The sequence below is a fragment of the Massilia oculi genome, assembly GCF_017582745.1.
GTDB lineage: Bacteria > Pseudomonadota > Gammaproteobacteria > Burkholderiales > Burkholderiaceae_D > Telluria > Telluria oculi_A.
Genome location: NZ_JAFVIM010000003.1, coordinates 14,050 through 36,572, shown reverse-complemented (window position 1 = coordinate 36,572; position 22,523 = coordinate 14,050). Strand labels below are relative to the sequence as shown.

Sequence of the window (22,523 nt, the reverse complement as noted above, 5' to 3'; positions counted from 1 at the left end):
TCAATGGTTGTCTAGATGCGGCCCAGCGCCGGGTCGCTGACCGTGTGGCGGCCGGTTTCGACGCGGCCGGCGAAGCGGCGCAGGTAGTCGGGCTGGCCGGAAACCGTGGCGCTGAAGTCGTACCAGTAGTCGTTGTTCGCCACGGGAATGTGCACGGTGAGTTCGGTGCGCGGCGCCAGCGTGTGCTGCTGTCGTAGCTGCGCATAGGCGTTGGCGGCCAGGTTGAAGGTGCAGGGCGCGGCGCCGCCATTCACCAGGCGCAGCACGAGCTCTCCGGTAGCGGCGTCGCAGCGCACCTGGACATCGGGACGCGGCTGGCCCGCGGCCACGGCGCGCAGCGCGCTGCCGGTAAAGTGGCGGTGGTAGCCGTTCGGCCCCAGCACCCACAGGTCATAGGCGCCGCCGACCGCCGGTGTCCAGACGTCCGCCAGCAACTTGCCCGCCTCGACCGTGTAGCGGCGCGGGATGGCGGCCAGGTTCTTGCGGTCGTAGACGTGGAACACCGCGCCTTGCCGGCCGCTGTTGATGAAGTTGAGCGCCACCCGCGCCGCGGCCATCGTGGCGCCGGGCTGTACTTCGCAGGTGGTCGCCAGTTCATACGGCAGCGCGCGCGAAGGGCGCGTGCCCGCGGCTTGATTCGGCATCTGCGGCGCAGCCGGGGCGGGGATCTGCGGCAGCCGTTGCTGGGCGGCGCGCAAGGCGTCGGCCTCGCCCTTCGTCTTGCGGCCAGTCAGGACCGGCGGCGCCTCGTCGTTGGGCGACACGAAGTTGAAGGCGCTGGTCAGGTCGCCGCAGACGGCGCGGCGGAACGGACTGATGTTCGGCTCCTTCACGCCGAAGCGCGCTTCCAGGAAGCGCAGCACCGACGTGTGGTCGAACACCTGCGAGTTGACCCAGCCGCCGCGGCTCCACGGCGAGATCACGTACATCGGGACCCGCGGGCCAGGGCCGTACACGCGGCCGTCCGGCGCCGGCTGCCTGGTGCTGCCGGGAGGGCGCGGATGCGTGAAGTACTCGTGCGCCAGGTCGCCCGGCGCCAGCGTGGTCTTGCCGGCGTAGCCGCCCTTGCCGTCGGGCGAGGGAGCCGACGGGGAGGGCACGTGGTCGAAGTAGCCGTCGTTCTCGTCGAAGTTGACGATCAGGACGGTCTTGCTCCAGACCTCGGGGTTGGCGGTCAGGGCGTCCAGCACCTCCTGCAAGAACCAGGAGCCCTGCACCGGGCTCGATGGGCCCGGGTGCTCGCAATAGATCGACGGCGCGTTCATCCACGACACGGCAGGCAGCTTGCCCTCGCGGATGTCGCGCTTGAAGGCGTCCAGGTACTGCTCGGGGCGGGTGCCCGGCAGGGTATTGGCGATGCCCTTGTAGAGCGGATTGTTCGGGTTGTCGGTCGCCGCATCGTAGGCTTTATATGGCAGCGACTGGCCGGTGTTGGTATAGGGTTGGCCGGGGGCGCCGCCGCTCGAGACCGGATAGCCCGACGCGATATTGGCCCGTTTGAACTGGCGGAACGCGCCGAGCATATTGTCGCCCCACTCGTCGGGCATGTTCTGGTAGCTGATCCAGCTGACGCCTGCCGCTTCGAGGCGTTCCGCATACGTGGTCCAGGTGTAGCCGGTATTCACGCCGCCCGGCAAGCCGTCGATGGCATCCCACTCGTTGGTGACGAAGGCCGTGCCGGTCGGCACTGCGCCGTTGGTACCGGTCAGGAGGAACGAGCGGTTGGCGTCGGTCCCGGTGTGCATCGCGCAGTGGTAGGCATCGCACAGGGTGAAGGCATTGGCCAGGGCGAAGGCGAAGGGGATTTCGCTTTCCTTGAAATAGCCCATCGAGATGGGATTCTTGTAGCGCGGCCATTGGTCCATGCGGCCGTTGTCCCAGGCCAGCTGGCTGTCGAGCCAGTCGTGCGGCGTGCCGTTGGCGCGCTGGGCATTGCCCTTGCTGCCGTCGAGATGGAACGGCATCATCAGGTTGCCGTTGCCCATGCGCTGCTGCCACACATTGCGGCCTTCCGGCAGCGGGATCGGGAAGCGGTCGCCGAAGCCGCGCACGCCGGCCAGTGTGCCGAAGTAATGGTCGAAGGCGCGGTTTTCCTGCATCAGGATCACCACGTGCTCGACGTCGTGGATGGTGCCCGTGGCGTTGTTGGCGGGGATGGCGAGCGCGCGCTGGATGGCGGGCGGGAAGGCGGCATAGGTGGCGGCGGCGATGCCGGCGCGGGCGGTGCTGCCCAGGAATCTGCGGCGTGAAGTCATGAGATCTTTCCGGAAATAGATGTTTGCGATTAGGTAACAACAATTGCCGCGTTATGTTGTTGGCCCGATATGCTTTGCAACTTCGTCAGAGTAAGCGAGCTGCATGACGACGTAATGACAAACCCATGCGAGCACCCCGTCGCCCCTGTCGAAACGCACGCCGCTCCGGTATCATGGCGGGATGAATCAGAACCCTTCGCAACCTTTTGTACCCTTCGTCATTGGCGTCGCCGGCGGCAGCGGCAGTGGCAAGTCGACGGTGACGCAGCAAGTGCTGTCGTCGTTCGGCACCGATCTCGTCTCGGTCGTCATGCAGGACGACTACTATCGCGACCAGACCCATCTCACCATGGAAGAGCGGCGCGAGCAGAACTACGATCACCCGCAAGCCTTCGACTGGCCGCTGCTGGTCGAGCATGTGCGCGCCTTGCGCAACGGCGAATCGATCGCGATGCCGATCTACGACTTCACGGTGTCCAACCGCACCGACCAGACCATTCCCGTCAAGCCGGCGCCGGTGATCGTGATCGAGGGCTTGTTCGCCCTGTACGACGCCGACCTGCGCGACATGATGTCGCTGAAGATCTTCGTCGACACCGCGCCCGATGTGCGCTTCATCCGCCGGCTGCAGCGCGACGTCGCCGAACGCGGCCGTTCCCTGGACAGCATCGTCGGCCAGTACCTCGATACCGTGCGCCCGATGCACAAGCAATTCATCGAGCCGACCAGGCGCAAGGCCGACATGATCCTGCCGCACGGCGCCAACGGCCCGGCGATCGACGTCATCACCACCAAAGTGGCGAGCGTGCTCGGCAAACTGCAGATCCTGGAGCGTCGTTCCGGCCCGGCACTGGATTGAATTGCCCGCAAGAGGTAAAATGCGGGCTCTTCGGAAGGAAATCGTCCCTGGTGGGGCGGCTGGGCTTCAAACCCAGTTGGTGGCGCCATGCGTCGCCGGGTGGGTTCGACTCCCGCATCCTTCCGCCATGCGGTTGCTTCCAAGATCCTTCCCCAGACCAAAATAACCATGCTCATTCTCGGCTTCGACTATCCGGACGACTGCTATTTCGATCTCGAGAACGATATGTGGTGCCGCGACCTGGGCGACGGCCGCGTGCAGGTCGGCGTCAGCGCCTTTGGCGTCAAGATCAGCGGTAATTACTTCTATATGTGCCGGCCGAAGCCGGTCGGCACCGAGCTCGAGCAGGGCAAGACCATGGGCGTCGTCGAGTTGAGCAAGACGGTGGTGACGATCAAGACGCCGGTCTCGGGCACCATGGTCGAGGTCAACGAGCTGCTCGAAGACGAGCCCGAACTCATCAACCAGGACCCGTATGGCAAGGGCTGGATCGCCGTGGTCCAGGCCAGCGACTGGGAACAGGATCGGGCGCGGCTGGCGCATGGCGCTACCCTGGTCGAACAGGCGGAACGCCGCATGCGGCTCGAGCCGATCGACGACTGGATCAAGCCGTGAGCGAGGAACAGCGCGGGCTGGCCATCCTGGTCTGGTCGTGCGACCTGTCGCGTCCCGAACTGCTCGCCACCCCCTTCATGACCGCGCAAGCCGCGGCGGCGCTCGATATGCGGGTCAGGATGCTGTTCTCAAACCAGTCGGTGCAATGGCTGCTGGCTGAGAACGCCGCGCGCCCGACCGGCTTCGGGGCCGAGCAGTGGCCGATCTCACGGCACCTGGAGGCGAGCGTTGATCTGGGCGTGGAGATCCGCGCCTGCACCCAGGCGCTGCACGCCAGCGGCGCCGACCGCGCCATGCTCGCGCCGCACTGCGCCGGCGTCGAAGGCATGGTGTCGTTCGTCGAGCAGGGCAGCGCGCCGGGCTGGCGCATGCTCGTCTTTTAGGCGGCGACCATCGCGCGTTCCTCGGGACGCAAGGTCAGCACCGCGACACCGGTGGCCGTGACGGCGACTGTGTGCTCGAACTGCGCCGATAGGGATCCGTCGCGCGTCACCACTGTCCAGCCGTCGTCCTCGGTGCGCACGCTGCGCCCACCGCGGTTGAGCATGGGCTCGATCGTGAACACCATGCCTTCGCGCAGCCGCAAGCCCGCGCCCTTCGTGCCGAAATGCAGCACCTGCGGTTCCTCGTGCATCTCGCGGCCGATGCCATGGCCGCAATATTCGCGCACCACCGAACAGCCATTGCGCTTGGCATGGCGCTCGATCGCCCAGCCAACGTCGCCCAGGGTGGCGCCGGGCCGAACCGCGCGGATGCCCTTCCACATCGCCTCGTAGGTGGTCTGCACCAGCCGGCGCGCGTCCAGCTCGACCGCGCCGACCAGGTAGGTCTTGCTGGAGTCGGCGATATAGCCGTTCTTTTCGAGCGTGATGTCGAAGTTCACGATGTCGCCGTCCCTCAGCACGTCGCCCGTCGACGGCACGCCGTGGCAGACCACGTGGTTGATCGACGAGTTGAGCACGAAACCGTAGTCGTACTGGCCCTTGCTGGCCGGCCGTGCCTGGAGCTCGTCCACGATGAAGCGTTCGACGAGCGTGTCGACTTCGAGCGTGGTCATGCCGGCCAGGGACAGCTTGTCGAGCATCCCGAACACGGAGGCCAGCAGGCGGCCGGATTCGGCCATCAGCGCCAGCTCATGCGGTTGCTTGGTCATGCCGCGCTCAGGGTGAGGGGTGGCGCAGAAACACCGGCGGCAGCCAGCTCGCGCTGGACGATCTCGTTGAAGCTGAGGGTGGGGTTGGTCTCGCACAGCATGCCGATCTTGATCCAGAACGCGGCTTGCGCGTTGATCGAGCGGCAGGAAACCTTGGTGGCGAGGCGGACCTGGTCGTGCAGGTCGTCTTCGATGTTGACGATGCCCATGGTGAAGCTCCATATATATGATTCGTATATTTATTGTATACGTTCCATATATTAAGTCAACGTCGCCCTTGAATGTAAAAATGGCGCCGGGATTGCTCCCGGCGCCATTCACGCTCGCTGTATGATGCTTACAGCGAGCGCAGGAAGGCCATCAGCTCGTCGCGCTGGGCTTTCGCCAGCTTCGCGAAGCGGTTGCGCGCCGCGGCGGCTTCGCCGTCGTGCCACATGATCGCTTCGGTCAGGTTGCGCGCGCGGCCATCGTGCAGGTAGCCGACGGTGCCTTCGCCGTCCAGCACCTTGTCGGTATAGCCCAGGCCCCACAGCGTCGCGGTACGCCACATGCGGCCGTTGGCCTGGCCTTCCTTGTATTCGTCGGCAAGGCCGGGACCCATATCGTGCAGCAACAGGTCGCTGTAGGGACGGATCGTCTGGTCGCGTAGTTCAGCGAACAGGTGGTTCGAGCCGGTCTTCATCGACGCGGTGTGGCAGGCCACGCAGCGCATCGCCTCGAACAGCTTGGCGCCGGCGGCGACCTGGCGGCTGTCGACGTCCAGCTCCTCGATCGGCGACACGCCTTTCGGGAAGCCGCTAGGCAGGCTGCGCTGTGCAGGCACGGCCAGCAGGGCCAGGTAGTTCGAGATCTGCTGCAGGTCGGCTTCCGAGATGCCGCGCTGCTTCGGCGCCGTGGCGCAGCCGGCCGGGTTGTTGTCGCAGCTGCGGTTCGGATAGACCGGCGACGTCACCGACATGTCCTGCAGCAGCGCGCTGGCGGCCTGGTGACGCAGCGTTGCCTTCGAGGCCTTCCAGCCGAAGCGGCCCACGTGCACCGCGCCAGTCTCCGGATCGAACACGAAGTTGGCCACGCCCTTGACGCCGTCCTGGTCGGGGGTGCTGCGCACGCGCGCCAGGATGTCGGCCTCGGGCACCGCTTCGAGCAGGCCGGTGCCGATCATCGGCTGTGCCGCGCGCAGCGACACGGTGTCCGGCGTCGGGCCGTCGAACACCAGCACCGGCTTGCGCAACTGCACGTTGGTGCCGTCGGCCAGCTTGACGTTGTGCGTGTCGAACTCCTTCACGCGCACGCCGCCCCAGTTCTGCGGCGTGCCGGCCGCGGTGGAGGCGTTCATCTGCACCGTCGTGCCATAGGTCGGGTGCGGCAGCTGGGTGCCGTCCGCCGTGGTCTTTGCGACGCGCACCGCCATGGTGTCCAGGCGGCGGCCGATTTCCGGCGCCGCGCTGCGGCCATTATTGGTATGGCAGGCGATACAGGCCGACTGGCTGAAACGCTGGCCCTGGAGTCCGACCACGTTCGGATGCGGATCGTTGCCCGGCTCGTTGTGCTTGCCCGTGGTGAAGTTGGTGTGCACCAGGCGACGTCCTTCGACGAAGCGCTGCATGTTCTGCATGCCGGTGTTGTTATGCGGCTGCTGGAACATGAAACTGCCGTTGTCGCTGTAGTTATAGGACACCGAGCCGATGCCGCCCGACAGGGTGTCGAGGGGCAGCGGGGCGTTCATCAGGCGCGGCTGCACGCCATACCACGGACGCAGGCCCTGGCCGACCACATAGGTCCACTCGTTCGAGTAGTAGCGGATGCCGCCGAAGTCGCCCTTGGCCTGCATTGCCGCATTGGTCGAGAACATCGAGGGCGAGATTTCCACGACGTCGCCGGCCACCAGCGGACGGGCCTGGACGGTGCGGCCGTTCGGGAAGCCGTCGGAGTTCAGCTCGGCGTGGCCCGGATAGGTCCAATGCTGCAGGGCGCAGTCGCCATTGGCCAGGTTCGCGTTGTACAAGGTATTGTTGCGCGGATACGGCGTCGGCGGGCAGATCGCGACCTTGTCGTTGACCAGCTGGCCCGGATTCATCCAGCCGTAGCCGGTGTCGCCCGGCCGGTCGAAGGCGCGGAAGAACGCCACGCCACCCGGCAGGAAGTCCACCAGCGTGTACTGGTTGACGATCAGGACCGGACGGGTGTTGTTCGGCACGCGGCTGCGGTCGATGACCTCGACGCCCCAGGTGCGGTTCTGGTGGTATTGCGGCACGAAGGTCAGGTGGCGTCCCGGCGCCTTGTTACGTGGCAGGCCGGTAGCGGGGTCGACCGTCTCGTTGGGACCATAGCCGATCTCGTTCCATTCCTCGCCGCGTTCGCGACCGTGGCGGTCCTGGACGCGGGCGCCGAAGCGCGTCACCAGGGTGCCGTCGGGCAGCGTGAACTGGAGCGACTCGATGGCGTCGTTCGAACCCGGCAACGGGGTCCAGCCATTGCCGTTGGCCGGGAATGCCTGGGCCGAGGTCGGCTGCTCGGGGATGGTGTTGTCGCTGCCCGGCGTCTTGAACTCGACTTCCCACAGCGAATAGCCGTATTGCGTCGCGCGCATCAGGCCCTGCAGGCGGATGTGCTTGGCGACGATATTGAGGTTGAAGAATTCCTCGACCCCGCCCTGGCCCTTGTCGACGATGCGCAGGTCGGTCCAGTTGACGTTGTCGTTCGAGGTCTGCAGCTTGTACTGCTTCGCGTAGGAATTCTCCCAGTTCAGCTTGATGTAGCCGATAGGGGTCGGGCCGGCGAAGTCGAACTGGATCCAGCCGCCATTGCCATCGTCCTGGTGGCTGGCCCAGCGGGTGTTCGGCTTGCCGTCGATCGCCATCGAGGCGCTCATGCCGCCGTTCTCGGGTCGCGACGAGGTCGCGCCCGCCGGCTTGACCGGCACGCCCGGCTTGCTCAGGTCGACCGGGATCTCGGGAGCGGGCACGGTCGGCGCGTCGGGGTCGGATGGGGTGCCGGTGAAGGCCTGGATCTCGAGGATCGAATAGCCATACTGCCCGGCGCGCTCGACGCCTTTCACGCGCAGGTAGCGGCCCTCGCCGGCGAAGCCTTTCAGGTCCTCGACGCCACCCTGGCTGTCGGTCACGGTCTTGATCGTGGTCCAGCTGTCGCCGTCCTCGGAGACCTGCAGCTCGTACTTGCGCGCGTGCGCGTTTTCCCAGTCGATGCGGACCCGGGTGATCACCACGCTTTCCGCGAACTCGAGCACGAGATCTTCGTCATTCGTGAACTTGCTGCCCCAGCGGGTGTTGCGGTCGCCGTCGATGGCGAATTTGGCGTCGAGATCGTCCCGCTCGCGCGAGGTGGCGGTGGCGCCCTTCGGGGTGAGGGGCATTTCCGGCCCCTCGGCCGCTGCGGAAAAGGCCCTGAACAGGCTCTTGCTGGCGCTTTGCATGGAAGACATGGGCGATTCGCCATCTCCGCCACCGCCGCAACCGGCAAGCAACATCGTGAGCGCGAGCGTCAGGCCGGGCATGCGGTAACGGCCTGAAGACTGCCCGCAAGGCAGTAAGTTCATTTGATACTCCTTGGTTATCAATTTTTGATTGGGAATCCTGCGCCGGCGGCAACCGCCGTCCGCACCGCGCAGGCCGTGCTCTTTCCGCATGCCTCGGGAAGCAATGATCGATTCATGGCACCCGCCAGAATTAATCGGTGCTTCCCAGGCCGAATTATCGTACCTCCCCCCTTGATACCAAGGGTAAATTGCTCTAAGGCAACTTTTAACGTTAAGATAGCCGGCGCGTCAATACCTGTCAAGCGCATGCGTCATGATCTACACTATGGAAGAGCTTTTGGATGCAGCTTTTGGCGTTGACGGAAGGGGAAGTCATCACCAATAATCGAAGGTCATGCACATCCTGCGCACATCGTCGATGCTGGTCCGATTGGTCCTGGCCTGGTTCGTCCTCACCCTGGGCGCAGCCAGTGCCGCCCCCATGGTGCAGCCGGTCGCCATGGCGCTGGTGTGTTCCGAGGGCGGCGTCAAGGTCGTCCTCGTCGACCGCGACGGCGCCGCCGTGCACGCCAAGGGGCATACCCTCGATTGTCCGCTGTGCCTGCCCGCCGCCGTGCCGCCGCTGCCGACGGCGCCGTGCGTCCCGCCGCCACAGCCGGCATCCGCCGTGGTGCATGTACCCGCCGCCTTCCACGTCGCCGCCACGGCCGGCGCACCGCTGCCGCCACGCGGGCCGCCCGCGCATTCCTGATGTATTCGAGCCGGCAACAAGGCCGGCCCAGTGTTTACGCGCGCAGCGCGGTGTGGCCCATGGGGTTTGCGTCCGCACGTCGCGCGCTCATCCAGAAGTATCCAGGAGTGGCAAGATGAATCAACGAGTTTCAAGCATCACCTCGCGGCGCGCCTTCGTGCTGTCCGGCGCGACCCTCGCGCTGGGGCTGCTTTCCGGCTGCAGCATCGGCAGTTCGGTCAGCTTCAACGGCACCGACATCACGGGCGCCGATTTCGGCCGCGATTTCCGTCTCAAGGATCCGACCGGGCAGGAACGCACGCTGGCCGATTTCAAGGACAAGGTCGTGCTGGTGTTCTTTGGCTTCACCCAATGTCCGGACGTGTGCCCGACCGCGCTGGCGCGCGCGGCCGAGGTCAAGACCCTGCTCGGACCGGATGGCGACCGCCTGCAGGTGCTGTTCGTCAGCGTCGACCCGGAGCGCGACACGCCCGAGGTCCTGAATGCCTACACGGCCGCCTTCGATCCGACCTTCCTCGCCCTGTACGGCGACCCGGAACGCCTGGCCGAGACCGCGAAGGAATTCAAGGTCATCTACCAGAAGGTGCCGACCGGCGATTCCTACACCATCGACCACACCTCGGTCACCTATGCCTACGACACCAAGGGCAAGCTGCGCCTGAAACTGTCGCACAGCCAGTCGGCGATCGAGTACGCTGCCGACGTGCGCAAGCTGCTGCATGCCGCCTGAGTCATCCCTATTCAGATCAATCAAGGAGAACACCATGAACCACTTCATCCGCACCGTCGCCGCCGCCGCCATGCTGGCCGCCGTCGCTGGTTCCGCGCAAGCCCAGGCCAACGTCAGCGTCAAGGACGCCTGGGTGCGCGCCACCGTTCCGCAACAGAAGGCGACCGGCGCCTTCATGCAGCTGCAAGCCGCGAAGGACAGCAAGTTCGTGTCGGCCAGCTCGCCGCTGACCCCGACGGTCGAAGTGCACGAAATGGCGATGCAGGGCGACGTGATGCGCATGCGCCAGGTGCAGTCGGTCGACCTGCCTGCCGGCAAAACCGTGGAGCTCAAGCCGGGCGGCTATCACATCATGATGATGAACCTGAAAGCCCAGGTGAAGGAGGGCGATACCGTGCCGTTCACCCTGGTCTTCGAAGGCAAGGACGGCAAGCGCGAGCAGGTCGAGATCAAGGCGCCCGTGAAAGCCCTGAACAATGCCGCCAAGCCGGCCCACGCCGGCCACTGAAGAGGCGCCGCGTGCGATGGTTAACGTAAAAACAACAACCATTGGTGGTAGTTTTCCGTAAAACCAATCGTGCGCATGGGTCCGCTCCGTACAATCGCGTGATTGCCGACAGGTTTCCCGACAGGGGAGCCCCGGTCTCATTCGAATGGAGCGGATATGCGACGAGGTTCTTCACGGCCGCCGGCCGGACGCGGCGAGTGGGCGCTGCTGGCGGCGCTGGCCGCCTGCTATCCGGCCAGTGTGGTGCTGCCCGCGGCCTGGGCGCGCGAGGGCGGCCTGCTGGAAAACCTGCAGGTGCTGGTGCTTCTCGCCGGCTGCGCGCTGGCGCTGCTGATGTATGTGCGCGCCCGGCCGGCGCGCGTCGCCATGCTGGCGTTGTGGGTCGCGCCGGTCTGGCTGCTGCTGGCGGGGCGTGAGCTGAGCTGGGGCAGGGCATGGCTGCCCGACCCCGCCACTGCGACCGACTCCATCGCGGCGATGGCGCCCTGGTTCCAGCCGCTGGTTCGGTCCGGCGCCGCGGTGTTGCTGGCGGCGCTGGTGCTCAGTGCGGTGTACTACCGGATCGACGGGCCGCTGCGGGCCGCTTTCGCCCGGCGTGTCCCCTGGATAGTCCTGGTGGTCCTGCTGGCGGCCGCCATGGGATCGACCTGCGCCGAAGGCCATATGTCTTGTCATCTCGATCGCCTGCTCCCCAGTGCCCAGACGTTCGAGGAGTTGTGCGAGCTGCTCGCCTATGTCGCGCTGTGCATGGGCCAGCATGTGGTTTTTGTGCATCAGATCCCTGCAAAACGCGTGCCCGACGTCGTGCGTGCGCCCGCGGTGGTGCCCGAAGAAGTGGGTTGATAGCCCAAATTCCATGGCATGGACGGCAACTGGGACATTTTGCCCGTTTGTCTGCACCGCAATTTCCTCTAGGATGTCGGGTTTTGGGTAAGGACCGCCATCTTCGCACTGCGGTCGAGCGATCATGTCGAACGTTAAAGTTGTAGAGTTAGAAACGGCGCAAGCGGGCGACGGCGCCGCTGCCGGCCTGGCCCGCTACTGCTCGCAGTACTGGGCGCTGACCAAGCCGCGCGTCACGATGCTGACCGTGTTCTGCGCCGTCATCGGCAGCCTGCTGGCCAGCGACGGCTTCCCCGGCTGGGGCGTGCTGCTGTACAGCGGCGCCGGCATCTGGCTGCTGGCCGGCGCCGCGTTCGCCGTCAATTGCCTGCTCGAGGCGCGGATCGACGCCCGCATGGCGCGCACCGCCCGCCGCGCGACCGCCAGCGGCAGCCTGAGTCCGCTGCAAACCGTCGTATTCTCGCTGGTGCTGGGCGCCGCCGGCGCCGCGCTGCTGTACACCCGGGTCAATCCGCTGACGATGTGGCTGACGCTGGCCACCTTCGTCGGCTATGCCTTCATCTATACGCTGCTGCTCAAGCCGAACACCTCGCAAAACATCGTGATCGGCGGCTTCGCCGGCGCCATGCCGCCGGCGCTGGGCTGGGCCGCGGTGGCCAATGCGGTGCCGATGGAAGCCTGGCTGCTGGTCCTGATCATTTTCTTGTGGACGCCGCCGCACTTCTGGGCGCTGGCCATGTATCGCCGCGACGACTACGCGCGTTCCGGCCTGCCGATGCTGCCCGTCACGCACGGCATGGCCCACACCGGCCTGCAGGTGTGGCGCTATAGCCTGGCGCTGGCGGCCGGCACCGCGCTGCCGTGGGCGGTGGGCATGAGCGGGATCGTGTACCTGGTGGCGGCCTGCGCGCTGAACGCCGTATTCCTGCGCTACGGCTGGCTGGTCCACAAGCGCTACAGCGACGGGATCGCCCGCAAATCCTTCGCCTGGTCGATCATGTACCTGGCGCTGCTGTTCGCGGCGCTGCTGCTGGACCATTACATCGGGCTTTGAACCATCGCGCCCTGACAGTTGCCACCAGGGAAATTGTCAGTTTGAGTACGCTGGCGCACGGTGGGGTGGAACGTTAACATATTAAGCTGTTTGCATGACAGCGAGATACCAAACCCACCCCACCACGCGGGTGCGCGGCAATCCAGCGCATCTACCGACTCACTTGCCCGACGGGCTGTCCGGCGAGCGCCGCCGCCACGAGCGCAACCTCAAAACGCCGAGCAGCCTGCTCACCCCGGCCGACGTGCGCGACAGCGCCGACCTGGCCCGCCTGCTCGAACAGCTGGGCTGCGGCGACGACCTGATCGTCGTCTCGAACCGCGCTCCCTGCATCCATTCCCATACGCCCGACGGCATCGTCTCCCAGCGCCCCGCCGGCGGCCTGGTCACGGCGCTCGAAGCCGTGCTGGCCCAGGAAGGCGGCTGCTGGATCGCGCACGGCAGCGGCGACGCCGACCGCGCCACCTGCGACGAGCGCGACCACGTGCGCAAGCAATACTTGGATGCACCATACCGCCTGCGCCGCCTGTGGCTGGACGAGGACGAAGTGGCCGGCTATTACGACGGCCTGTCCAACGAGGGTTTGTGGCCGTTGTGCCACCGCACCGACGTCGAACCGACCTTCCGCGCCGCCGACTGGGACCATTATGTGCGGGTCAACCGCCGCTTCGCCGAGGCCGTCGTGGCCGAAGCCGCGACCGCGCGTCCGGTGGTCCTGGTCCAGGATTACCACCTGGCGCTGGTGCCGCAGATGGTGCGCGAGCGCCTGCCGGAGGCGGTCATCGTGCTGTTCTGGCACATCCCGTTCCCGGCACCGCAGCGCCTGGCGCGCCTGCCGTGGCGCGAACAGGTGCTGCGCGGCCTGCTGGCCAGCACCGTGGTCGGCCTGCAGACCCCGGCCGACGCGGCCAACTTCAAGCTGGCGCGCGCCGCCTGCGCCCACGGCGAGGGCGGCGCCCACGTCGATGCCTATCCGATCTCGATCGCCTGGCCCGGCCGCCAGGAGCCGCCCGTGCCTGGCCTGGGCGACGATGTCCGGCGCCGCTTCGGCATCGCGCCAGGGGTGCGCCTGCTGGTCGGCGTCGACCGCATGGATTACACCAAGGGCATTCCGGAGCGGCTGCAGGCCTTCGAGCTGCTGCTGGAGGAGCGCCCGGAACTGCTGGGCCAGGTCACTTTGCTGCAGATCGGCGCGCCATGCCGTGGCGCCTTGCCGGCCTATCAGGAAATCTCGCGCCAGGTGAAGGCGCTCACCGAGCGGATCAACGCGCGCTTCGGTAATGGCGCCTGGCAGCCGGTCGTGCTGCACGCCGCCAGCGCCAACGCGGCCACCGTCACCGACTGCTATCGCGCCAGCGACGTCTGCCTGGTCACGAGCCTGCACGACGGGATGAACCTGGTGGCCAAGGAGTTCGTGGCGGCCCGCAACGACCTGCGTGGTGCGCTGGTGCTCAGCCGCCAGGCCGGCGCCGCGGCCGAGCTGGAGCATGCCCTGCTGGTCGAGCCGCGCGATATCGCCGGCATCGCCCGCGCCATCGGTCGCGCACTGGACATGCCGCCGCAGGAACAGATGGATCGCATGCGCGCGATGCGTGGCGTAGTGAGCCAGAACACGGTATTCGGCTGGGCGGCCCGCCTGCTGGGCGACGGCATGCGCGTCGCGGCGGGCCGTACGGCGCGCCCGGACCTGGCGCGTGTCGGCCGGTGGGCCGTGGCGTAGGCTAGGAACCAGGGTGCGGCGTTGCGGGCAGCAGGCCGGCCGCCAGTGCCCGCAGCGTGTCGCCGAAGCCGCCGCGCGCCCGCGCGTCGATCCGGGCGCTGGTGACGACCCTGGGCTGCGCGCTCCAGGCGAAACGGGCCCCGATGCCTTCCAGTGCCCGTACCAGCAGCACGTCTTCATGGCAGTCGACGCAGGCGAATCCGCCCGCCGCCAGGTAGGCCTCGGCGCTCACGCCGAGGTTCGCCCCGTGGATGTGGCGATGGCCGTCGCGGTCCTGGTAGTCGCTTCTGAATCGTTCGCACAGCACGGAGGACTGTTCGCCATGCGCCGTCCAGTCCTCGACGCCGACCGACCCGCACACCACATCGGCGCCGAGGGCGATTTGCGCCGCCAGCCAGCCGGGCGCGGCGCAGGTGTCGGCATCGGTGAAGGCCAACCAGCGCGCGCCGCTTTCCAGCAGGCGCCGGGCGCCGGCGGCGCGGGCTGCGCCGACCTGGCGCGCCGAGATTTCGCACCATTCCAGGCGACAGCCCGCGGCCTCGAACAGCGCCTCATGCGTGACGACGATGTCGAGCGAGCGGTCGCTGCATGCGTCGAGCACCACACAGACCCGCACTTCCTCTCCCGCCAGCGCCGGATGGCACGCGGCGCGCAGTAAAGCGTGCAGGCAGGCGTCGAGGCAGGCTTCCTCGTCGTGAGCCGGGATGGCGACGCCGATCATGGCCGGCCTCCATGCCCCGTCCAGGTCTCGAGCAGGAAATCCTGGTCACGATGAACCATGCTGCGCCGCAGGCCGGGAATATCGCCGGCGGACCGGTGCAGCGCCTCCGTGCCGCAGGCGCGGTCGTCGAAGTCGTGCAGGTAATGGCACATCACCAGCTCGCCGTCGGGCGCGAGGCCGTTGGCGGCGCGGGCCAGCAGCGCGGCGGCCTCGGGTAGCGGAAAATAATAGGCCAGCTCGCTGATGACGATCAGGTCGAACGTTTCGCCATCGGGCCAGTCGTTCGGTAGTGTGCGTTGCTCGAAGCGTACCGCGTCGGCCAGAGCGGGCGGCAAACCCTTGCGCGCCGCATCGAGTGCGGCGGACGCGCCGTCGCTGGCCAGCAGGCGTTCGCAGCGCGGCGCGAGCGCGGCGCTCAGCGCGCCATTGCCGCAGCCGGGCTCGAAGGCATTGCGGTAGTGCGGCCTGGCCAGGCTCGCGAGAAGGATGGCGCGCTTGCGCCGTTCGTACCAGGCGCCGCGCACGTTCCATGGATCGTCGCTGGCGCTGTACAGCGCCTCGAAGTGGCGCAGGCGGGATTCAGTCATGGCAGTCGAAGAACAGTTCGAAGGGGTGGAGCACGCGCTCCATGGCGAAGGCAGCCAGGATCGGGGCGGCGCCGGTGCTGGCGTCGCCCTCGACCTGGCTGGTGAAGCAGGCCAGCGCGGCGCGCTTGCGCGCCAGCGCATCGAGCGACAGCGTGAGTTTGCTGGCCTGCCCCCAGGGCATCGCCCCATCGCCGGGCGCGCTCCAGTGCCAGCCCCACACCGGCGCCTGGAGCAAACGGGCTTTATGCTCCAGCGCCGCCGTGGCGCAGGCGCGCGCCGTGGCCTCGTGATCCGGATGGCCATCGTGGCGCCAGGTGGTGATCACGAGGTCGCCGGGCCGCAGCAGCGCGGGCAGGCGGGCGGCCAGCATCGGCTCGGCCGCCGCGACGCCGCCGTCGGGAATGCCGAGCCGCTCGATGCGCGGGCGCGCCAGGCCGAGGCAGGCGAGCGCGGTCTCGGTTTCCCGTATCCGCTGCGCGCGCAGGCGCGCCGGCGGCCAGTCGGTCGAGCCGGGATGGCTCGCTTCGCCATCGGTGACGGCCACCACCAGCGGGGCGTCGCCCCGCTGCGCCAGCAAGTAGAGCAGAGCGCCGCAGGCGAGGATCTCGTCGTCCGGATGCGGCGCGACCACCACGACCCGCGTGCCGGGCGGCACGAGCCGGTCGAGGGTCGTCGACGGCGCCGTCGCCAGCTCAGGAGCGAGGCGCCAGGCCGCGGCCGTGGTGCCGGCGCCAGCGATATGGCGCGAGCGTGCTACAGCGTCCATGGCGACGCTCCCGACTCGCTGACGAGGCGACCGACCGCTTCGAGGTCGCGTTCGGCGTGGCTCTGGCGCATGAAGACCGGCAGGTCGGCGTACAGCCGCGCCAGCGCCGCGTCCTTGCACAGCGGCCCGGCGCCCAGCGCGCGCCCGGCCGCGCGCAGCACCAGGCCGGCGCTGGCTTCGACGCTCAGGCGTGCCGACAGTGCATCGGCCATCGCGTTGGCTTGCGGTGTGCGGTCGATCCGCGCCGCGGCTTCGCGCATCAGCGCGGCGCTTCCCTGCAGCGCCACCGCCACTTCGCCCAGTTGCGCGAGGCGGTGAGGATCGCCGCGGCCGGCCACGCGTTCGCGCAGGGCGTCGGCGAGATGGGTCGCGGCGCCGAACCAGCAAGCCGCGACACCGGCGCCGCCGTGCCAGAAACCGGCGCGTTCGACATAGAACCCCGGGCCACCCAGCACCCGGGCCTGGACCCCGTCGAAGAGCACGTCGACGCTGCCGCTGTTCGCCATGCCGACCGCGTTCCAGCCATCGCCGGTCACCGTGACGCCGGGCTGGCGCAGGTCGACCGCCGCCAGCATCGCGGCGCCGTCCGGATCCCAGCAGCTCACCACGGCGTGGGTGACGTCGCGCGCGCCCGAACACCAGGCCTTGCGCCCGTCCAGGCGCAGCTCTCCATGGCTGTCGGGAGAAAGCGCCAGGCGCGCATCGGGCGGCTCGGCGCACCAGGTGGCCCAGAGCGCGTCGTCGGCGCCGCCATGGACGCCTGCCTCATCGAGGATGGCCAGGGCGTCGGTATGGCCTTCGAACAGCTTGGCGAGCGCGAGGTCGTGGGCGCCCACGGTCGCCAGCGCGCGCCAGCGTTCGAGGGTGGCGCCGTGGCCGGGGAGCGGCAGGCGGTCCAGGCCCGAGGTGACGAGCTGATTCAATGCGGCCGCTGGCGGGGCATCCTGCAGGGATGGAAGCGCGGTGCGCAGGAGTGCCGCGAGGGGCGCGCGGGTAGAGGATATTTCGGAATGCATAGCAACTGTCTTGCAAAAATTGCATCGTACCACTTGCTCAAGAGTTAGCTTGTCCGGCAGGCGGCCAAGCGTGCGCGGCTAAATGGCATTCCTGGAGTTGCGATAACGACCACCGACCTGCCAGCTCCGCCATAAGGAAGAGGCGAAGTGCGACCTGACATGCCGTGCTGCTACACTTGCCGCATGTCCGTCACCACGCCGTTCCCATGAACCTTCAGCTCAGCGACATCGGTGAAGCCATCCAGCTGGCGATCGCGCCGGTATTCCTGCTGGCCGGGGTGGGCACGATGCTAATCGTGCTGACCAACCGGCTGGGTCGACTGATCGACCGCAGCCGGGTGCTGGAAGACCGCCTGAAGGCCGATCCCGACAACGAATGCGTCGGTGAACTGCTCAGCCTGTATTACCGCGCCCGCCTGATCAACGTCGGCATCACCGCCAGCACCGCTTGCGGGCTGCTGGTCTGCGTCGTGATCGCCATGCTGTTCCTGGGAGACACCACCGACCTGCCGCTCGACCAGTACATCGCCCTGTGCTTCGTGGGCGGCATGCTGGCGCTGATCGTCGGCTTCGTCTATTTTATGCGCGAGATCCTGATCTGCTGCAGCTTCATGCGTGCGCAGCAGCTGAAGGTGCTGGAAGGCTGCGGGGCGACGGCGGGATAGGATTGGATTGGCCGGCGCAGGACGCCGGCCGGGGGAATGCCGGGCTCAGAACTCCTGGGCCGTCGGGCGCAGGACGATCTCGTTGATGTCGATGTCGTCCGGCTGCTCGATCGCATACGCGACGGCGCGGGCGATCGTCACGGCCGGGATCGCCGCCTTGTAGAAGTCCATGACCGCCGCCTGCGAGGTGCCCGAGGTCGAGAACTTGAGGTCGCTCTCGACGGCGCCCGGTGCGATCGAGGTCACCCGCATCTTGTTGCCCACCTCATGGCGCAACCCCTCCGAGATGGCGCTGACGGCGAACTTGGTGCCCGAATACACCGTGCCGCCGGGCGAGAACACCTTGGTGCCGGCGACCGAGCTGATGTTGATGACGTGGCCGCTGCCGCGTCCCAGGAACAGCGGCAGGGTGGCGGCGATCCCGTACAGCACCCCTTTCAGGTTAATGTCGATCATCGCGTCCCATTCGTCGGTGTTCACCTCGGCCATGGGCCGGATCGGCATCAGTCCGGCATTGTTGATCAGGACGTCGAGCTTGCCGAAGTCGGCCACCACGGCGTCGACCACCTGTTTGAACTCGTCCTTGCGCGCGACGTCCAGCTGGTAGGCCCGCGCCTGGCCGCCGGCGCCGTCGATCTGGCCCACCACTTCCTCGAGCTTGTCCTTGCGCCGGCCGGCCACCGCGATTTTCGCGCCACGGGCAGCCAGGTAGCGCGCCGTCTCCGCGCCGAGCCCGGTGCCGCCGCCGGTGATCAGGACGACCTTGCCTTCGATTCCGCGTTTGCTTATTTCGCTCATGCTGTTCTCCTTGTATGGCGGGTCGGCGTCAGGCGTGGGCCACGACGACCATTTTCTGGTTGACGAATTCCTTGATGCCGTACTCGGACAGCTCGCGCCCGTAGCCGGAGCGCTTGACGCCGCCGAACGGCAGTTCCGGAGAAGTGCTGGAACGGGTATGAATCCACATCGATCCGGTCTCCAGCCGCGAAGCCAGCCTGCGCGCGCGGTCGACGTCGTTGGTGAAGATCGCGCCCGACAGGCCGAAATGGGAATCGTTGGCCAGCTCCACCGCCTCGTCGTCGCCGCGCACCACATGGACTTGCGCCACCGGTCCGAAGAATTCCTCGAAATAGGCCGGGTTGTCGCGCCGGATGCCGGTGAGGATGGTCGGCTGGTAGAAGGCGCCGGGACCGTCTAGGAAATTGCTTGTTGACCTCTCCGGTAGTGGGGTTGACGCTGACATATGGCATGACGGACTCCCTCTGAGTAATCGAGGTTCGGTGGGTACTACCAATCTGAGCCCGCATCTTGATCAAGCGCAGACGTGTTCTAGCCTAGCAGCGCGATATATGGTAAAAAAGTAAATTATGGTCAAGTGGAAAAGGTAAAAAAATGGCGTGACTTTTACCTGGAAAGACGCAAACTTACTAGACAGGCATGGTCAATCCGGAGTCTCTTATGGATATGGAATCCAATCACGCAATGCCGGCCGCGGCGCCCAACGACATCGAGCGCGAATATCTGTTCGGACCGTTCCGGTTCGTGCCGGCGCGCCAGCGATTGGCCTGCGGCGACACCCCGGTGCGCGTGGGCAGCCGGGCGCTGGAGATCCTGGCGGTGTTGACCGAGCGTGCCGGCGAAGTGGTCTCCAAGCAGGAGCTGATCGCCCGCGCCTGGCCCCGGAGCGTGGTCGAGGACAGGAATCTGAAGGTCCAGCTGTCGGCGCTGCGCCGCGCCCTGGACCAAAGCCAGCGCGCATGCGGCGAACTGGTTACCGATTACGTGGCCACCGTCACGGGGCGGGGCTACCGCTTCGTGGCCCCGGTCAGCCTGGCCCTGCATGTGGCGCAGCCCCAGCATCGGCCGCAGGCCCAGCGCGCTGGTGTTCCCATGAACAATCTGCCGGCGACGGGTACGCGCGCCATCGGTCGCGCCGACGCCGTGTCCAGCCTGCTGGGCGCTCTCGGACAACGCCGCATCGTGAGCGTCGTCGGTCCGGGCGGCATCGGCAAGACGACGGTGGCGCTGGCCGTCGCCGAGGCGGCGTTGCAGCGTCAGGGACGCCGCATCTGTTTCGTCGACCTGGGGCCGGCGCGCGACGCGCAATGCGTGGCGCAGGCGCTGGCGGCGGCCCTGGGTCTGGAGCTCGGCCCCGGCGACCCGGTGCCGCAGCTGCTGGCCGGCTTGCGTCACGAACACCTGCTGCTGGTGCTGGACAGCTGCGAACACGTGCTCGAAGCGAGCGCGCTCCTGGCCGAGCTGATCGCGGCGCATGCGCCCGGCGTGAGCGTGCTGGCGACCAGCCGCGAACCGCTGCGCGTCGGCGGCGAGGGCGTGCACCGGCTGGCGCCGCTCGCCTGTCCTCCGGCGAGCATGCCGGGCGCGGCGCCCCTGTCGGCGAGCCAGGCGCTGGCGTTCGGGGCGGTGCGGCTGTTCGTCGAGCGCGCGGCTGAATGCCAGGGCGGCTATCGCCTCGACGATGCCGACGCGCCGGCGGTGGCCGAGATCTGCCGCCGCCTGGAAGGCCTGGCGCTGGCGATCGAGCTGGCGGCCACGCGCCTGGATGCGCTTGGCGCGCGGGAGCTCGCGGCCCGGCTCGACGCGCGCTACCGCCTGCTGGCGCGCGGACGCCACACCTTGCTGCGGCGCCATCGCACCCTGGCGGCGGCGCTCGACTGGAGCTATGACTTCCTGCCCGAGGACGAACGCCTGATCCTGCGTGCGCTGTCGGTGTTCTCCGGGCCCTTCACCCTGGACGCCGCCACGATGCTGATGGCCGGCGGCGCGCTCACCGGCGGCCAGATCGTCGACGGGGTGGCGAACCTGGTCGAGAAGTCGCTGCTGGCGGCCGACCCGCACGGGGTGGTGGTGCTGTACCGCCTGTTCGGCGCCACCCGCGCCTATGCGCTCGACAAGCTCGAGGCCGAAGGCGAAGCGCCGGAGATGCGCCGGCGCCTGGCCCGGCTGGAATGCGCGCTGGACGATGCTCGCGTTGGCGCCAGCCCGCCGCTGCTGGCCAGGGCGGGCGGCATCCCAGTCCGCGCCGCGCGCATCGGCCTGCGCGCGAACGACGGCATCGCCGTGCCGCGGGCCACGCCATGAACGCCACGCCCATCCTGGCGCCGCTACCCACCCCGAACCTGGAGAAGCGGCGCCACCAGATCTATCCGGTGCTGGACGAGGACGACCTGGAGCACGTGCGCCAGTTCGGCGCGCAGCAACGCTACCGCGACGGCGCCGCCGTGTTCGAGGCCGGCCAGGCCAGGCCCGCCATCCTGTTCATCCTGCGCGGCCAGCTGCTGCTGCGGCGCCACGATGGGCTCGGCGTGAACGAGGCGATGGCGCTGCTGGGTCCCGGCCAGTTCAGCGGCGAGGAAGGGCAGCTGGCGGGCCGTCCGGCAATGGAAGACGGCTGGGCCGTCGGCGAACTCGAGACGCTGGCGCTGTCGTCCGAGTCGCTGCGCATGCTGCTGGTCGCGCACGCCGAACTGGGCGAGCGCATCGTGCGCTCCCTGATATTGCGCCGGGTGATCCTGATGCAGAAGAACTCGGGCGGACCGGTCATCGTCGCGCCGCATGGCCACCCGGGCATTCGCGACCTCGAGCGTTTCCTGTCGTCCAACGCCCATCCCTACAGCCTGCACGATCCCGCGCACGACCCGGCGGCCGCCGCGTTGGCCGAAGGGCTGCGGCCGGGGCCGGACGATTGGCCGCTGGTGTTCTGCCCGGGCAGCGAACCCAAGCGCAACCCCTCGCTGGCCGAGCTGGGCCGCTGCATCGGCCTGCTGCAGGAATGCGAACCCGGCAAGGTCTGGGACGTGGCGGTGGTCGGCGGCGGACCGGCCGGCCTGGCCACCGCCGTGTATGCGGCGTCGGAAGGCCTGTCGGTGGTGGTGCTCGAGACCTTCTCGTATGGCGGCCAGGCCGCCGCCAGCGCCCGCATCGAGAACTACCTGGGTTTTCCGACCGGGATATCGGGCGGGGCCCTGACCGGCCGCGCCTATGTACAGGCCGAGAAATTCGGCGTCGAGGTGGCGATTCCGGCGTCTGCGACCTGTCTCGACAGAGATGCGGGTCAGCTGCGCATGACCTTGTGCGAGGGCCTCGGCACGGTGCGCGCGCGCAGCGTGGTGCTGGCCTGCGGCGCCCGGTACCGGCGGCCATCGCTGGCCAACCTGAAGCGGCTCGAGGGACGCGGTGTGTATTACTGGGCCTCGTCGCTCGAGACGCGCCTGTGCAAGGGGCACGAGGTGATCCTGGTGGGCGGCGGCAACTCGGCCGGCCAGGCCGCGGTATTCCTGGCCGGGCATGCGGCCCGGGTCCATGTGCTGGTGCGGCGCGACGGGCTGGCGGCGACGATGTCGAACTACCTGATCGAGCGCATCGCGGCCACCCCCAATATCTCCCTGCATACCTGCGCCGAGATCGCGGGGCTGGTCGATACCGACAAAGGCCTGGAACGGGTGCAGGTGCGCGACCTGCGCACCGGGCTCGAGACCGATTACGACATCCGCCACGTATTCCTGTTCATCGGCGCCGACCCGAACACCGGCTGGCTGCACGGCAGTGACATCGAAGTCGACCGCAACGGTTTCATCTGCACCGGCAGCGACGTCACCGCCGCCACCGACCGGCCGCGCAAGATGCTGGAAACCAGCATGAACGGGGTGTTCGCGATCGGCGACGTGCGCGCCGGCTCGACCAAGCGGGTGGCGGCGGCGGTGGGGGAAGGCGCGGCCGTCGTCGCCCAGATCCACCAGTATCTTGGCGACGCCGGATCGTAG

The 22,523-nt window shown here is 67.8% G+C and carries 22 protein-coding genes and 1 tRNA gene; 13 read left to right on the top strand and 10 right to left on the bottom strand.

What is annotated here, in order from left to right:
• Positions 1 to 11: 11 nt before the first annotated feature.
• Complete coding sequence (locus tag J3U95_RS04355; protein WP_208277435.1) at positions 12 to 2,255, bottom strand: phosphocholine-specific phospholipase C; 2,244 nt, start codon at positions 2,253 to 2,255, stop codon at positions 12 to 14.
• A 181-nt stretch (positions 2,256 to 2,436) separates the two neighbouring features.
• On the opposite strand from J3U95_RS04355, the gene udk reads away from it, so the two are divergent.
• The 4 genes from udk (at position 2,437) to J3U95_RS04335 (ending at position 4,112) form a co-directional block, all read left to right on the top strand.
• On the top strand, positions 2,437 to 3,114 hold the full coding sequence (gene udk, locus J3U95_RS04350) for a uridine kinase (RefSeq protein ID WP_208277434.1): 678 nt from the start codon (positions 2,437 to 2,439) through the stop codon (positions 3,112 to 3,114).
• Positions 3,115 to 3,146: 32 nt separating this feature from the next.
• A tRNA-Sec gene (locus J3U95_RS04345) sits at positions 3,147 to 3,242 on the top strand.
• 40 nt (positions 3,243 to 3,282) lie between these two features.
• Positions 3,283 to 3,729 carry a glycine cleavage system protein H gene (locus tag J3U95_RS04340; RefSeq protein WP_208277433.1) on the top strand — a complete coding sequence of 149 codons (447 nt, stop codon included), beginning with the start codon at positions 3,283 to 3,285 and terminating at the stop codon, positions 3,727 to 3,729.
• Positions 3,726 to 4,112: a DsrE family protein gene (locus J3U95_RS04335; protein ID WP_208277432.1), complete on the top strand. Its 387-nt coding sequence runs from the start codon at positions 3,726 to 3,728 to the stop codon at positions 4,110 to 4,112. The genes J3U95_RS04340 and J3U95_RS04335 overlap by 4 nt, the downstream gene beginning before the upstream one ends.
• On the opposite strand, the gene map is transcribed toward J3U95_RS04335, so the two are convergent.
• The 3 genes from map to J3U95_RS04320 all read right to left on the bottom strand — a co-directional run bounded on the left by map (position 4,109) and on the right by J3U95_RS04320 (position 8,438).
• Positions 4,109 to 4,882, bottom strand: a complete 774-nt coding sequence (map, locus tag J3U95_RS04330; RefSeq protein WP_208277431.1) for a type I methionyl aminopeptidase — start codon at positions 4,880 to 4,882, stop codon at positions 4,109 to 4,111. The genes J3U95_RS04335 and map overlap by 4 nt on opposite strands.
• Entirely contained in the window at positions 4,879 to 5,091 is a 213-nt protein-coding gene (locus J3U95_RS04325; protein WP_123068662.1) for a ParD-like family protein, read from the bottom strand. The genes map and J3U95_RS04325 overlap by 4 nt, the downstream gene beginning before the upstream one ends.
• Before the next feature lie 128 nt (positions 5,092 to 5,219).
• On the bottom strand, positions 5,220 to 8,438 hold the full coding sequence (locus tag J3U95_RS04320) for a di-heme oxidoredictase family protein (RefSeq protein WP_208277430.1): 3,219 nt from the start codon (positions 8,436 to 8,438) through the stop codon (positions 5,220 to 5,222).
• Positions 8,439 to 8,796: 358 nt separating this feature from the next.
• Here J3U95_RS04320 and J3U95_RS04315 point away from each other — a divergent pair, with 358 nt between their 5' ends.
• The 6 genes from J3U95_RS04315 (at position 8,797) to J3U95_RS04290 (ending at position 13,984) form a co-directional block, all read left to right on the top strand.
• Positions 8,797 to 9,129 (top strand): DUF2946 domain-containing protein, encoded by a 333-nt coding sequence (locus tag J3U95_RS04315; protein ID WP_307728337.1) that lies wholly within the window; start codon positions 8,797 to 8,799, stop codon positions 9,127 to 9,129.
• Positions 9,130 to 9,244: 115 nt separating this feature from the next.
• Positions 9,245 to 9,859: an SCO family protein gene (locus J3U95_RS04310; protein ID WP_208277428.1), complete on the top strand. Its 615-nt coding sequence runs from the start codon at positions 9,245 to 9,247 to the stop codon at positions 9,857 to 9,859.
• 34 nt (positions 9,860 to 9,893) lie between these two features.
• On the top strand, positions 9,894 to 10,367 hold the full coding sequence (locus J3U95_RS04305; protein WP_208277427.1) for a copper chaperone PCu(A)C: 474 nt from the start codon (positions 9,894 to 9,896) through the stop codon (positions 10,365 to 10,367).
• A gap of 156 nt (positions 10,368 to 10,523) precedes the next feature.
• Complete coding sequence (locus J3U95_RS04300) at positions 10,524 to 11,210, top strand: hypothetical protein (protein WP_208277426.1); 687 nt, start codon at positions 10,524 to 10,526, stop codon at positions 11,208 to 11,210.
• Between the two features lie 124 nt (positions 11,211 to 11,334).
• A complete protein-coding gene (cyoE, locus tag J3U95_RS04295; protein ID WP_229519636.1) occupies positions 11,335 to 12,264 on the top strand; it encodes a heme o synthase in 930 nt (309 codons plus the stop codon).
• 94 nt (positions 12,265 to 12,358) lie between these two features.
• Positions 12,359 to 13,984: an alpha,alpha-trehalose-phosphate synthase (UDP-forming) gene (locus J3U95_RS04290; RefSeq protein WP_208277425.1), complete on the top strand. Its 1,626-nt coding sequence runs from the start codon at positions 12,359 to 12,361 to the stop codon at positions 13,982 to 13,984.
• A gap of 1 nt (position 13,985) precedes the next feature.
• Here J3U95_RS04290 and J3U95_RS04285 read toward each other — a convergent pair whose 3' ends face one another.
• Genes J3U95_RS04285 through J3U95_RS04270 form a run of 4 tightly spaced genes read right to left on the bottom strand, consistent with a single transcriptional unit; the run spans position 13,986 to position 17,074 of the window.
• Positions 13,986 to 14,705: a glycosyltransferase family 2 protein gene (locus tag J3U95_RS04285; protein WP_208277424.1), complete on the bottom strand. Its 720-nt coding sequence runs from the start codon at positions 14,703 to 14,705 to the stop codon at positions 13,986 to 13,988.
• Positions 14,702 to 15,292, bottom strand: coding sequence for a class I SAM-dependent methyltransferase (locus J3U95_RS04280; protein ID WP_208277423.1), 591 nt, complete (start codon positions 15,290 to 15,292; stop codon positions 14,702 to 14,704). Before J3U95_RS04280 ends, J3U95_RS04285 begins: the two co-directional genes overlap by 4 nt.
• Positions 15,285 to 16,058, bottom strand: coding sequence for a PIG-L deacetylase family protein (locus J3U95_RS04275; RefSeq protein ID WP_208277422.1), 774 nt, complete (start codon positions 16,056 to 16,058; stop codon positions 15,285 to 15,287). The genes J3U95_RS04280 and J3U95_RS04275 overlap by 8 nt, the downstream gene beginning before the upstream one ends.
• The gene (locus J3U95_RS04270) at positions 16,046 to 17,074 is read right to left on the bottom strand and encodes an acyl-CoA dehydrogenase family protein (protein ID WP_229519635.1); all 1,029 of its coding nucleotides are present in this window, start codon (positions 17,072 to 17,074) and stop codon (positions 16,046 to 16,048) included. Before J3U95_RS04270 ends, J3U95_RS04275 begins: the two co-directional genes overlap by 13 nt.
• A 206-nt stretch (positions 17,075 to 17,280) precedes the next feature.
• Between J3U95_RS04270 and J3U95_RS04265 the strand changes: the two genes are divergently transcribed.
• Positions 17,281 to 17,739 carry a DUF2721 domain-containing protein gene (locus J3U95_RS04265; RefSeq protein ID WP_208277421.1) on the top strand — a complete coding sequence of 153 codons (459 nt, stop codon included), beginning with the start codon at positions 17,281 to 17,283 and terminating at the stop codon, positions 17,737 to 17,739.
• Positions 17,740 to 17,784: 45 nt separating this feature from the next.
• Here J3U95_RS04265 and J3U95_RS04260 read toward each other — a convergent pair whose 3' ends face one another.
• Positions 17,785 to 18,537 carry an SDR family oxidoreductase gene (locus J3U95_RS04260; protein WP_208277420.1) on the bottom strand — a complete coding sequence of 251 codons (753 nt, stop codon included), beginning with the start codon at positions 18,535 to 18,537 and terminating at the stop codon, positions 17,785 to 17,787.
• Between the two features lie 28 nt (positions 18,538 to 18,565).
• Positions 18,566 to 18,982, bottom strand: a complete 417-nt coding sequence (locus J3U95_RS04255) for an aldehyde dehydrogenase family protein (protein ID WP_208277419.1) — start codon at positions 18,980 to 18,982, stop codon at positions 18,566 to 18,568.
• Positions 18,983 to 19,203: 221 nt separating this feature from the next.
• Between J3U95_RS04255 and J3U95_RS04250 the strand changes: the two genes are divergently transcribed.
• Positions 19,204 to 20,841, top strand: a complete 1,638-nt coding sequence (locus J3U95_RS04250) for an ATP-binding protein (RefSeq protein WP_208277418.1) — start codon at positions 19,204 to 19,206, stop codon at positions 20,839 to 20,841.
• Positions 20,838 to 22,523 (top strand): FAD-dependent oxidoreductase, encoded by a 1,686-nt coding sequence (locus J3U95_RS04245; protein ID WP_208277417.1) that lies wholly within the window; start codon positions 20,838 to 20,840, stop codon positions 22,521 to 22,523. Before J3U95_RS04250 ends, J3U95_RS04245 begins: the two co-directional genes overlap by 4 nt.